Origin of the sequence: Flavobacterium notoginsengisoli (genome assembly GCF_014207905.1) — a bacterium.
In the GTDB taxonomy this organism is placed as follows: Bacteria; Bacteroidota; Bacteroidia; order Flavobacteriales; family Flavobacteriaceae; genus Flavobacterium; species Flavobacterium notoginsengisoli_A.
This window is the reverse complement of sequence record NZ_JACHLB010000003.1, coordinates 251,497-264,604: the sequence shown is the minus strand read 5'-3', so window position 1 is coordinate 264,604 and position 13,108 is coordinate 251,497. Positions and strand designations below refer to the sequence as shown.

Sequence of the window (13,108 nt, the reverse complement as noted above, 5' to 3'; positions counted from 1 at the left end):
ATAAAGTAGAAAAGCAATAAACTCATTCCGATGATGATGATGACAAATAGAATTTGTAGCAATAGGAAGTTTGTTTTTTTGATTTTCATATCGCAAATGTAGAAGCCAAAAAAGAAACAGAAATACAAAAAAGGGTATCTAAAAATACAGATACCCTTTTTTAAGCCTTTAAAAATGCGGAATGTTTAAATAAGATGTGAAAAGTGAGATGTGAAAAGTGAGATGTGAAAAGTGAGATGCCAAAAGTGAAAAGTGAAAAGTGAAAAATTAGTTGTATCTCACAATTCACAATTCACAATTCACATTTTACATTTTACATCTCACATTTTACAATTTAATTGTAGAAGATTTATAAAATTTGTCGGCGTATTGAGAAGGAGTTTCTCCATATTTTTTCTGAAAGCATTTACTAAAGTATTTCGGATTGTTGAAACCGACTTTATAGCTAATTTCGGAAACGGTTAATTTGTTTTGTTCTAATAATTGAGCAGCACGTTTTAATCTTATTTCATGAATAAATTCGTTCGGCGTGCAATTGGTCCAAGCTTTAATTTTTAAAAACAACATCGTTCGGCTTACACCTAATTCGGAACAGAAAAACGGAATATCAAATTGTTCGTTCGAAATGTTTTCTTCAACTATTTTAAAAGCTTTTTTCAACAATTCTTCGTCCAAAGAAGAAACCGTAATTTCTGATGGAATAAAACTGTCTTCGCTCGAAAATTTGATTTTTAAACGTTCGGTCGTGTTTAAAAGGTTTTTTACACGAAGTCTAAATTCCATTAAATTAAATGGTTTACTGATATAATCGTCTGCACCGCTTTCTAATCCTTCAAATTTATAAACCAATGAAGATCGAGAAGTCAGTAAAATAACTGGAATGTGACTGGTTTTGATGTTCTCTTTTATTTTAGAACAAAGTTCCGTTCCAACCATTTCCGGCATAATAACATCGCTGATAATTAGATTCGGAACAAATTTTAATGCTTTTTCTAAAGCAATTTTGCCATTTTCGGCTTCGATAATATTGTAATCTTTTTTGAGAAGATTCTTCATGAATTTTCTCAAGACTTTATGATCTTCAACCAATAAAATGGTTTGTTTTTCTTCGTTTACAATTAAATCTTCGATGTCTTCATTTTCAATAATTTCCGAAGGTTCTAATTGTGCAGAATATTGTGCAATATCATCACTGATTTTAAAATCAGGAATAATTTCGCTGTCTAAAAGATGTTCGCGTCCAAGCGGTAAAGTCACTTTAAAAATAACACCGCCAGTAGTTTTATTTGTAACATCAATTTTTCCTTTGTGAAGTTCAACAATGTTTTTTACTATTGAAAGTCCAATTCCAGTTCCTTTGTTATAATTTTTCTGAACTTGATTGTGTGTTGGAACTTCGAAAAATAAATCAAAAATTTTATCAATATGCTCTTCCGAAATTCCAACACCAGAATCTTCAACTTCGATAAAAAGATTTTGCTGATCGTGATTGATTTTAATATTTATTGAACCGCCTTTTGGAGTGTATCTAAAAGCATTTGAAATCAGATTATAAAAAACACGTTCGAGTTTGTAACGGTCGTAATAAACCAAAATTTCTTCATCGGAAGTTTCAAATGTATAGTCGTAACCGCCGTCTTTGGCATATTCAATAAATGATAAATAAATTTCTCGCGTAAACTTGACAATATTGCCATTTGCTGATTCCAACGAAACTTGATGATTTTCCAATTTTCTAAAATCCATTAAACGGTTAATCAAACTCAGAAGATGATTGGCACTTCCTTCAATAACCAAAAGCTTTTTGTACATTTCATTTGTTCCATTATAATCGGCTAGAATTTGCTGTAACGGACCTAAAATCAAAGTCAATGGCGTTCTGAATTCATGCGAAATATTGGTAAAGAAATCCAACTTTAATTTGTTGTTTTCTTCGATTCGCTGCGTTTCCAAATACTCTAATTCCAGTTTTTGTTTCAATCTGGCTTTCGATTTCATAATCCAAATCAAGCCATATAAACCTAATCCAATTACAATTCCATACAACAAAAACGCCCAGATGCTGCGCCATGGAGCCGGATTTACAATTACGGTTAATGTCGTCGGATTTTTATTCCAAACTCCATCATTATTGGCGCCCCGAACTTCAAAAGTATAGGTTCCTGGATTCTGAATCGCAAAATTAGCTTCGCTATTTTTGGTTGTAGTCCAGTTGTTTTCTAAACCAACCAAACGATAGCTATATTGGTTATTTTTTGATCGAATGTAGTTTGGAATTGCAAAGTTTATCGAGAAGTTTGCCTTATCATAATCTAAAGTAATCGTGTTGGTAAAACCGATACTTTGTTCTAAAATCACATCTTTGTCATGCGCATTGATTATTTCGTTTTTGATTTTTAAATCGGTTATTAAAACCTGCGGAGCATAACTATTTAAAGAAATTTTTGAAGCATCAAAAAATGTAGCTCCCGATGGACTTCCAAAGTAAAACTGATTTGAGTTTAACTTTAAAGCCGAATTATCATTGAATTCATTACTTGCCAAACCATCTTTTTGATCGTAAATAACAATAGATTTTTTAGATTGATTGTATTTTATAATTCCCTGATTGGTGCTTATCCACAAGTTTTTGGAGTCGTCTTCTAAAATGGAGTGAATAGAAGTGATAACGGTATTTCCAACTTTAAGACTAGTTTGATTGAATTTTTTTCCATCAAAATAATATAAACTCTTGCTTTTGTTCCGACCCAGATTTTATTTTGAGAATCTTCAAATAAAGTCAAAATATCATCGCCTGATAAAGCCGAATGATCGTAAAAGAAATGCTGTATTTTATATTTCTTAGGATTAAAATTTTGAAGCGAAATACGATTTAAACCATTTTGTGTTCCAAGCCAAATTGAATTTTGTTTGTCAATCAAAATACTTCGAACCATATTATTAGTTAGAAAAGTAGGTTTAGAAATGTCATTTCCAATAATTTGAAAAGTTTTGTCTGATGTATTATAACGAATTAAACCTTTGCCAAAAGTTCCAATCCATAAGATTTTGTTTTCCGCTTTAAGCGAATAAACACCGCTCTCTTTTAATAAATCGGTTAAATCTGGTGCAATTCTGTTGTCTTCAATTCTTTTAGAAATGGTATTATATGCCGATAATCCTTTAGAGAAAGTTCCAATCCATAAAATATGATCCTCTGATAAAGACATGGCTTTGATATCATTTTTATGAGTTTGTCCCGTTTTGCTGTTGATGTAACTTACAGCTTCGGATTTTTTATTGTAAATGGTAATTCCTCCACCTTCGGTTCCAAAGTAAATATTATCATTTTGATCTGAAATAATGGAACTTACAACATCAAAACTCATTGGAATTTTTTTTGAGGTTTGATTGTAATTGGAAAAATTGACATTAGAAATATCCCAAAGATTTACCCCTTTATAATAACAGCCAATCCAGATAGAGCCTTTTTTATCCATAAAAATAGACTTCACCTTATCAATTCCGTTGCTATTGTTGCTATTGTTTATTTTTTGAAGACTTTTATCTTGCCCTAAAATATAAATTCCGTCATAAGAACCAACCCATAAAGAACCTTGTTTGTCAATTATTAAAGATCGAATATCGGTATTGATTTCGCTATATTTTTCATTTGATAAAAATGTGACAAATGATTTCTCTTTTTGATCAAATTTTAGAAGGCCTTTATTTTTTGTTCCGATCCATAAATTACCTTCTTTGTCTTCAATAACCGACTGGACATTTAATAGATCGGTAGTATTTAAAGGAAAATTTTTAAAGGATAATTTTCCATTTTTTCTACTGATTAACTGACATAAACCTTTGGTAGTTCCAATCCATATTTCCCCTTTTTTGGTTCTTAAAATACTCAGAATATTATTACTCGGAAGAGTAGAAGCATCATCATCTGAATGAAAAACAGAAGTAAATAATCCTGATTTTTTATTGAAAATGGTTAATCCTTTTGATGTTCCAAACCACATTTCGCCTCCAATTTCTCGAATGCTCCAAACAGCATTATTGCTAATTGTATGATTGGCTTTGGTATGCAGATATCGTGTAAAACGATTTGAAATCGGATTATAGCAGTTTAATCCATTGTAAGTTCCAACCCAGATTTTTCCCGAATTGTCTTCTTCAATTGCCAAAATATCATTGTTGCTAATAGAAAATTTATCATTAACATCATTTCTAAAAATGGTAAATCGGCTTCCGTCGTATTTGTTTAAACCATCGCGCGTTCCAAACCACATTTGTCCAAATTTATCCTGATGTATAGCAATGACTGAACTTTGCGAAAGTCCGTCGGTTGTGGAGAAATTTTTAAGACGATATTTATTTTGGGAAAATAGGTTTCCGAAAACAAATACAAATAATATAAGAGCTATTTTGAATTTCATAGCGTTTGATTTTTTTGCCACAAAGACGCTAAGACACTAAGTTTTTTTAATTGCTTTGTGTCTTTGAGCCTTTGTGGCAGTTTTAACTTATTTTAAGCGTCTTTGTAATTGATAATCATATAGTGACGGAATTTTTTTTATCGGTGTATTCAAAAACTCAATATACGGATCAACATCATATTTAATTTCAAATTTAGTATTTCCATGGACACCAACAATCCTTGCCATAGCACCGTCTTTCATTCCGTACAGTAAAACAGGTTTTAATGCATCTGGATTTTTGACTTGCACATTTAAATTCCAAAAAGTACTGAAAGGTCCGTGAGATGGTTTCCAATAATCTGCACCGCCGCCGCCAAATATCAAGTAACTGTTATTTTTATCTGGAGTAATATGAACGGTAACATTATCAAATAAATTTTGATGATTCGCGCCCGAATGCTGGTCTAAAAGCGGATCTGCGAAAATCTCACAATCCTGATATACATTTTTGGTTGAAAAAGTATTGAAACTCAACGGATGAACAGCCGAATTGTAGATTTTTAGATTCTTAACCAAAACATTATGAACACCGCCCAAAGTTACGGTATAATGTGCTAAATGAGGTCCGTCAGTTGTAATATCTTGAATAGTTACATTGGCAACTTCTTCAGCTAGAATTCCGCTGTCGGCATTAGTGATTTTTACATCTTTAACCCAACTATTAAACAAACGAGTTAAGAAAATCCCGTTATTTCCGGGCTCGACATGGTGTGCAACTCTTGGAATGTCAGGAAAAGTAAAACGAAGATGTTCGATGCCAACTTCATTTAAATGTTTCCATTCTACCAATTGCGCCTGATAATTTGGTTTGATTGAAATGGTCAATGGCGTTTTTAAAGTAATTTTTGAACCTGAAATTTTAACGATTTCAACTTGCTGTCTTACGATTGGGAGTTTTGGAAATTTCCAATGATGTGAACCAGGTCTAACAGAAGCACCTTGATATAAATCTTTGATGATTTCGCCATTTTCACCGTCTTTATTGAAAAGTTGCAATTCTACTACATCGCCAACTTTCAAGCCTTTTACATCTGAAACGTTGATAATATTTTCGCCCATTTTTCCAGAACTAACTTTTGCCAGCGGACTAGATTCTGGTTCATATTTATCCAAATACGATTTTACACGTTCGCCCGGAACTTGTGTCCAGATAAAACCTCCTGACCAAGCATATTGCGAAAAAGGAAGATCAATATTGTTTTCTGCTTCTCGTTGTCTTTTGTCGAAAGTGGTTAAATATTCTCGTAATTCTGCCAAAACTTCAGGATCTTTAAGATATATCATTGGTCTTGGACAGTAGATTTCAGTTCCGTTTTGAGCAGAACCAGCGCCACGAAGTACAAAATTGCTTCTTTCGATATAGAGAATATCACTAAGAATAATTTTTCCTGCGGGTAATTGCAAAATGACATTTCCTTCAACTGCATTGGCAGCTTTAAAGGCTTTTAATAGCGCTTTAGAATCATCTAATTCATCATTGGCTTTTACACCAAAATCCACGGCGTTTATGATTTTTCCGTTAGCTTCTGGAATCTGGCTTTCGCCGAAATGATATCCCGCATAACTAAAATCGGGAAGATAGTCTGTTTTTGAAGTAATAATTTTAGGTAAGTCCTGCGCCAATATGGTATTCATAAATAAGCCACAGGAGAGAATGATGGCTTGGCGAATCATGGTTTTTGTGATTTGTGGTTAGTTAGTTTTTTATGTATTAGATTTGCCACTAAGTCGCTAAGGCACAAAGTTTTTCTTTTTCATTTCACGCAGATTTTAAATGATATAAGCAGATACACGCAGATTTTTTATAATAAAATCTGCTAAAATCAGCCAAATCTGCGTGAGACAAAATCGTTTTAATCCTTTAATCTGTGGCTTAAAAAACTTTTGTCTTAGCGCCTTCGTGGCAAAACAATTATAAAGATCGTTTAATCCCTATTTCAAGTCCGCGTAGTTCTGCCAAACCTCTTAAACGGCCAATTGCAGAATAACCTGGATTTGTTTTTTTCTTTAAATCATCCAGCATTTGATGCCCGTGGTCAGGACGCATCGGTAATTTGCTGTTGTTTCTTTTCTCAACTTCCAAAATTGCTTTTACAACTTCGTACATATCAACGTCACCTTCAAGATGATTGGCTTCGTAGAAACTTCCTTCTTCGTCGCGTTGTGTACTTCTTAAGTGAATGAAATTCATTTTATCGCCATGGCGTCTTACAATTCCTGGTAAATCATTATCTGCTCTCACTCCATAAGAACCAGTACACATTGTAAATCCGTTTGATGGAGAAGGAGCGGCATTCATTAATTCGATCAAATCTTCTTCAGTACTTACAACTCTTGGCAAGCCTAAAATTGGGTAAGGAGGATCGTCTGGGTGAATAGCCATTAGAACACCTTTACTTTCAGCAACAGGAATAATTTCTTTTAGAAAATGAAAAAGATTATTCTTTAAAGCTTGTCTGTCAATATGATTATAAGCGCTTAAAGTAACTAAGAAATCTTCAACAGAATAAGCTTCTTCAGCTCCTGGAAGTCCAGCCAGAATGTTTTGCTGCAATTTTACTTTATCATCAGCAGTCATGGCTTCAAAATAGGTTTTGGCTTTTTGTTTTTGCTCTTCAGAATATTCGTTTTCAGCACCAGGTCTCTTTAAAATATACAATTCAAAAGCGGCAAATGCATTAATATCAAAACGTAAGGCTTTAGAACCATCTTCAACCGTAAAAGATAAATCTGTTCTAGACCAATCTAAAACAGGCATGAAATTATAGCAAACACATTTAATACCGCACAAAGCCAGATTGCGAATACTTTCTTTATAGTTTTCAATATATTCTAGATAATTTCCAGTCTGTTTTTTAATGTCTTCGTGAACCGGAATACTCTCTACAACAGACCAAGTTAAACCAGATGCACCTTTTTTAGGATCGCCATCTTCGTGTTCGATTTCAACTTTACGCTTAATGATTTCGTCAATGCTCCAAACTTGTCCGTTTGGAATATGGTGCAAAGCCGTCACAATTCCGGTTGCTCCAGTTTGTTTAATATCTTGTAAAGAAACAGGATCATTTGGTCCGAACCATCTTAATGTTTGTTCCATTTTTTTATGATTTTAGTTCCTGCAAGGTTTCCAGAACCTTGTAGGTTTGTTTTTAAAGTTTTTATTCTAAATTATTCAGACCTACAAAGTTTGGAAAACCTTGCAGGAGCCGGAAATATTAAATACTTGTTGCTGCAAATCCGCCGTCAACTTTCAATGTTATTCCAGTTACAAATTTTGACATATCGCTACATAAAAATAAAAGCGCACCGTCTATATCTTCTGGCGAACCAAATCTACCCATTGGTGTATGATCGATAATTTTTTCTCCTCTTGGAGTTAATTTTCCTTCTGGAGTTAGCAATAAAGCACGATTTTGCTCTCCGATAAAAAATCCTGGAGAAATTGCATTTACACGAATGCCTTCTCCGTATTTAGAAGCCAATTCAACCGCCATCCATTGTGTGAAATTGTCAATTGCCGCTTTTGAAGCTGAGTAACCAACTACTCTCGTTAAAGGTCTCTGAGCTGAAGCTGATGAAATGTTGATAATGTTTCCTGATTTCTGTTTTGCAAAAAGCTCAGCAAAAACTTGAGAAGGAAGCATTGTTCCGATAATATTTAAGTCGATTACTTTCTGTAAATCATCACTTTTCATATCGTAAATCGCTTGGTCTGGCTGAATAGTTGCTCCTGGCATATTTCCGCCAGCACCGTTGATCAAAATGTCCAAACGACCGTATTTTTCAACAATAAAATCTCTAACTTTTTCGATTTCTTCTTTGTTTAAAACATTCGCCTGAACTGCAAAACCTTGTCCGCCATTTGCTTCGATTGTTTTTACTGTATTTTCAGCTTTTTCAAGAGATTGCGAAACGATTCCGACAATAACGCCTTGCTTGGCTAAAACATTGGCAAAATTGCTTCCCAATACGCCAGCACCTCCAGTAATCAGTGCAATTTTTCCTTTTAGATTGAATATTGAATCCATTATTTAATGTTTAAAATTTCAATACTTTAAAATTCCAAATTCCAATTTGGAAGATAAAGTATGGTTTTGATTTAGTTTTATATTTTTAAGATTTTAATTGGAATTTGGTATTTAAGAAATTAGATTTTTAAACTTAACCTCTTATCGCTTCAATTAAATCCAAAACTCTTTTGGTTTCTTTTTCAATTGTCTCGTAAGCGTCATAAGCCATTACTTCTTTACTGATTAATTTACTTCCCATTCCGACAGCAGAAACACCTGCATTGAACCAAGTTTCTATACTTTGTTTAGTTGTATCTACACCTCCAGTTGGCATGAAAGTTAAGTTTGGAAAAACATCTTTTATACCGCTCATAAAATCTGGTCCTAAAATATTTCCTGGGAAAAGTTTAATGAATTTTACTCCAGCATTTTCAGCAGCGATAATTTCTGTCGGTGTCATACAGCCCGGAGCGTATAAAACTTCTTTTCCGATTAAAAATGTAGCAATTTCAGGAACAAATCCTGGACTGATAAAAAAATCAGCTCCAGCTAAATAATAGGTTTCTGCCTGCGCTAAATTTTTGATTGTTCCAATTCCTAAAAGCATTCCAGGCATTTCAGCATTTCTAATTTCGATTAATTTATTAAAATTCGAAAGTGCTTCTGGACCGCGACTTGTATATTCTACAGCTCTAATTCCGACATTATAAAGAGATTTTAAAACCGCAATACTTTTGTTTTCGTCTGCATTAAAATACAACGGAAGCATTCCTTGTTTTACAATAACATCTATCGAGTTTTGAATTGTACTCATAATTTATATTTTGACTTTAATTACAATTTTCTTCAAAATACCTTCTCCAATCATTGCGGTATGAACGTCTTCTGGAAATAATATCGCAAATTGTTTTTCTTGCATTTCAAAAAATGTATCTGGAGCATCATGAAAAAAGCGAACATCTTTTTCGTCACTGTAATCTCCATTTGGATTCACACATTTCTCTCTAGGTTTCCATGCAAAAGTTTCTGGGCCTTTAATAGAAATCTGAATGTCGATATTTTTGTCATGGCATTCAAATCCTTTAACGGCTTCTTCTTTCGTATTTCCTTGTCCGACAATTACAATCAATTTTAAACCTTCACCGATTTCAAAAGCACCTTCTTCAAGATTTTCAATGTTATTTTCGTTTATATAATCAAATGCTTTTTTGAAATTAGGATGCAGTCCGTAGTATTTTGCTGCATTTTGTAATGAATCTAGTATCATTTTCGCTCGCTATTATTTTGGTTTTTTAATGTTATGTGTATATTTGCGTGTGCGTACACGGTATTTTTACAAATGTATGTAAATTGTACTGTAAAACAACTTATTTTTATTAAAATAAATTAATTTTACCGCACTGCTTTTATTTTTTTAACTTAAAAAGAATCAATATCATAACGATTAAGAAAATTGCCGAATTAGCTAATATTTCGCCAGGAACTGTGGATCGAATTATACACAAGCGTGGACAAGTGGCTCAAGAAACGGTTGACAAAGTCAATGCGATTATTGAAGAGTTTGGTTATAAGCGAAATATACTGGCAAGCAATCTGGCATTAAACAAGAAATTTCATTTTGCTATTTTCCTTCCAAAATCCGAAACCTTAGAATATTGGAAAAGCCAGATTGACGGAATTGAAAAAGCAGCTTTAGAATTCAGTAAATTCGGAATTGTTTTAGATTATTTTTTTTATGATTATAATCTGTCTTCTTTTAAAGAATCTGCTAAAAAAATAATGCAGTTTGAATGTGATGGATTGTTGTTTGCACCAATTTTTTATGAAGAATCTGTTCAGTTTTTAGACGAATATAAAAAGAAGAACATTCCAATTGTCATGATCGATTCTAATATTTCTGAGGAAAATGAACATGCTTACGTTGGACAAAATGCTTTTCAAAGCGGTTATTTGGCAGGAAGATTAATCAGTTTTGCTGTCAAAAATGAAAGACATGTTTTGATTTTTAAAATTACTCGCGAAATTGAAAGTACTTCTGTTTACCTGCAACGTATCAAAGGATTTTATTCGTATTTCAAAGATCATGACGAATTGACCAATTTTAAATTTTCAGAAGTTACGCTGAAAGATTCTGGAATAGATCAATTAAGTATGGAAATGTTTTTGGGCGTAAATAGTGTTTTTGTACCAAATTCTAGAGCTTATATTGTGGCAGATTTTTTAGAAAAAAATAATATTAAAGGTGTTCGAATTATTGGTTTTGATTTGCTGAAAGAAAATATAGAATACTTAAATAAAGGCGTTATAGATTTTTTAATTAACCAAAGACCCGAAGAGCAAGGTTATTTGGGAATCAATTATTTATATAAAAAACTGGTTCTTCAAGAAGAAACAGAAAAGACGCATTATATTCCGTTAGAGATTATTTTGAAAGAGAATTATTTTCCTGTGAAATAAAGTCTAGTTTCTCCTTTCAGTCGAAATGACAAAACACACTTCAAACATAACCCGTGGTTGAAACCACGGGCTATGTTAAAAAACTTTGTGTCTTAGCGCCTTCGTGGCAAAAAAAACTTATTTCTTAACCTTCACAACTAACGGATTATTAATTTTCTCAGCAAAAGAACTTAAATACTTTTCCCATTCTTGTTTAGTCTGAAATGGACTTCCTTTTTTCCATCCAAAACCAACGTAATAAATTGCTTTGTTGTTTTTTACTGAAATATTTCCATAAAGATTACTCAAATCTTTTTCTTCTGTTACGTGATTATCAAAACTTAGCAAAGTATTTTTTGGAGCGACTAAACCTGTTCCGATTTCAGAATCGTCGATTGGTTCCCAATAGCTTAGCCAGCCTTCTTTTACGTTAGTTCCGATAGTGCCTTTTTTATCATGAAGCGTCAAACCTGCAGCAATAGTTTTTGTCCCAGTAATATTGATTTCAAAACGAGAAAGCTGACTTCCATAATCCAAACTAATCAATTTTGATTCGGTTATTTTATTGCCTTTTGCATCCCAATCGGCATAAGTCAAAATAAAACTTGTTCGAATTGGTCCTGTTGTAATAGTTTTCCAGCTGGTAAAATTCTTAGAAAAATAATATTTTCCGTCAACATTTACGGCAATTCCACCCACGCCGCGACTGTCTCCTACATGAAAATTATCTAAACCTTCTCCAGTATCTTTATGATAAGTTCCAGTTCCGTTTGTTGCTTTTTCGTACCATTTATTAATAATCGGATAATCGACTCTTTTTAGCCAAGCATCAATTCCGCTTGTTAATGTTCCGCCAGCAATTTTGTCTTCGACCATTTTTTGCGCTACTGGTCCATAAGTTCTAAAAGCAACTTTATTATTTTCCCAAGCATAATCATCGGTACGTTCTGGAACAAAACGAGAATAGCAATTAATAACTTTTGATGCTGAAGGATTTGTTCCAACAAAAATCTCAAAATCTTGCTTGGATGAAGCTTTTATTTTAGGTTGAAACAATAATAAATCGGCTGTGCCATCACCATCGTTATCTACCGTTTGAGTTTCTAAAAAAGTAGTACTGCCAATTTCTTTTATAGCATAATTTTCCAGTTTAGAATTTGCATTTAAACCAAGCGATTTTTTGGTCAATTCTATAGTTTCAAATTCTCTGTCAACTGGTAGATTATTAGAAACAGTGATGACTTTATTTTGCGAAATGGCAACAAAATTGCCTGCCAAAATGGTTATAAATAAAAGATGTTTTTTCAAAATGAAGGGTTTATTTTTTTAATGAAATGGGTTAAATAGTATTTTATAAAAGTACAAATCAAAAAGGAATTAAAAATACAGAATAGGGGTAATTCTGTACAGAATGTTGAAAATCAAAATGTAAAGTTTAGATTTTTGAATCGATTATTTTTTTGTAAATTTCATTTCAGGTCTTTTATTAAAAGAGTTATTTATAATTAAATGAAAATCAGAAAAATGGTGAAATGTATTATTTTCGATTGTGACGGAGTTTTAGTCGATACAGAAAAAATCGGTAACGGAATATTACTAGAAATGGCACAAGAACACGGTTTAAAAATGGAACTCGAAGAAGCCTATCACTATTTTAATGGAGTAAGTTTGAAAAACTGTTTTTTGCAGATTGAGAAAGCAATTGGAAAAAATCTGCCAGAAGATTTTGAAGACCAATATAGAAATAGAAGTTTTCAGGCTTTCTTAAAGGAAACAAAACCAATGCCCGGAATTTTTGATTTTTTAGATAATCTTAAAATACCATATTGTACAGCCTCAAGCGGACCTGTTGATAAAATCAGATTGAATCTTGAAACGGCTGGTTTACTAGATCGATTTGAAGGAAAAATTTTTAGTTCTTATGTAATTAAAAGTTGGAAACCAGATCCCGAAATCTTTTTGCATGCGGCCAAAGAAATGGGCTTTAATATTGAAGATTGCATTGTTGTCGAAGATAGTGTTGCAGGAGTTAGGGCGGGATTAAAAGGCGGTTTTAAAGTTTATGGTTTTGCTAATGGCTATAATAATGAAGATTTAAAGAAAGAAGGTGCAATTCTTTTTAACTCTTATGAAGAATTAAGTGTTATGCTCAGACTTTAGATTTTATAACTTAAAAATTGTTATTAATTATTAGAAATC

At 32.8% G+C, this 13,108-nt stretch carries 10 protein-coding genes; 2 read left to right on the top strand and 8 right to left on the bottom strand.

Annotated elements, in window-relative coordinates; translation table 11 throughout:
* Positions 1 to 327 precede the first annotated feature (327 nt).
* From HNP35_RS23800 to HNP35_RS11545, 7 genes are all read right to left on the bottom strand, one after another.
* Positions 328 to 2,625: a hybrid sensor histidine kinase/response regulator transcription factor gene (locus HNP35_RS23800; RefSeq protein WP_246453486.1), complete on the bottom strand. Its 2,298-nt coding sequence runs from the start codon at positions 2,623 to 2,625 to the stop codon at positions 328 to 330.
* Positions 2,626 to 2,642: 17 nt separating this feature from the next.
* Positions 2,643 to 4,421: a ligand-binding sensor domain-containing protein gene (locus HNP35_RS23795; RefSeq protein WP_246453484.1), complete on the bottom strand. Its 1,779-nt coding sequence runs from the start codon at positions 4,419 to 4,421 to the stop codon at positions 2,643 to 2,645.
* Between the two features lie 87 nt (positions 4,422 to 4,508).
* Entirely contained in the window at positions 4,509 to 6,137 is a 1,629-nt protein-coding gene (locus HNP35_RS11565) for a DUF4955 domain-containing protein (RefSeq protein WP_184161803.1), read from the bottom strand.
* A 238-nt stretch (positions 6,138 to 6,375) separates the two neighbouring features.
* Positions 6,376 to 7,560, bottom strand: a complete 1,185-nt coding sequence (uxuA, locus tag HNP35_RS11560) for a mannonate dehydratase (RefSeq protein ID WP_184161800.1) — start codon at positions 7,558 to 7,560, stop codon at positions 6,376 to 6,378.
* 118 nt (positions 7,561 to 7,678) lie between these two features.
* Positions 7,679 to 8,491: an SDR family oxidoreductase gene (locus tag HNP35_RS11555; RefSeq protein WP_184161796.1), complete on the bottom strand. Its 813-nt coding sequence runs from the start codon at positions 8,489 to 8,491 to the stop codon at positions 7,679 to 7,681.
* Positions 8,492 to 8,624: 133 nt separating this feature from the next.
* Positions 8,625 to 9,287: a bifunctional 4-hydroxy-2-oxoglutarate aldolase/2-dehydro-3-deoxy-phosphogluconate aldolase gene (locus HNP35_RS11550; RefSeq protein ID WP_184161794.1), complete on the bottom strand. Its 663-nt coding sequence runs from the start codon at positions 9,285 to 9,287 to the stop codon at positions 8,625 to 8,627.
* A gap of 3 nt (positions 9,288 to 9,290) precedes the next feature.
* Positions 9,291 to 9,740: a YhcH/YjgK/YiaL family protein gene (locus HNP35_RS11545; RefSeq protein WP_184161792.1), complete on the bottom strand. Its 450-nt coding sequence runs from the start codon at positions 9,738 to 9,740 to the stop codon at positions 9,291 to 9,293.
* A 122-nt stretch (positions 9,741 to 9,862) separates the two neighbouring features.
* On the opposite strand from HNP35_RS11545, the gene HNP35_RS11540 reads away from it, so the two are divergent.
* Complete coding sequence (locus tag HNP35_RS11540; RefSeq protein WP_317618015.1) at positions 9,863 to 10,930, top strand: LacI family DNA-binding transcriptional regulator; 1,068 nt, start codon at positions 9,863 to 9,865, stop codon at positions 10,928 to 10,930.
* 117 nt (positions 10,931 to 11,047) lie between these two features.
* On the opposite strand, the gene HNP35_RS11535 is transcribed toward HNP35_RS11540, so the two are convergent.
* Positions 11,048 to 12,217, bottom strand: a complete 1,170-nt coding sequence (locus HNP35_RS11535) for a DUF4861 family protein (RefSeq protein ID WP_184161789.1) — start codon at positions 12,215 to 12,217, stop codon at positions 11,048 to 11,050.
* 201 nt (positions 12,218 to 12,418) lie between these two features.
* On the opposite strand from HNP35_RS11535, the gene HNP35_RS11530 reads away from it, so the two are divergent.
* On the top strand, positions 12,419 to 13,069 hold the full coding sequence (locus tag HNP35_RS11530; RefSeq protein WP_246453482.1) for an HAD family hydrolase: 651 nt from the start codon (positions 12,419 to 12,421) through the stop codon (positions 13,067 to 13,069).
* Positions 13,070 to 13,108: the final 39 nt, after the last annotated feature.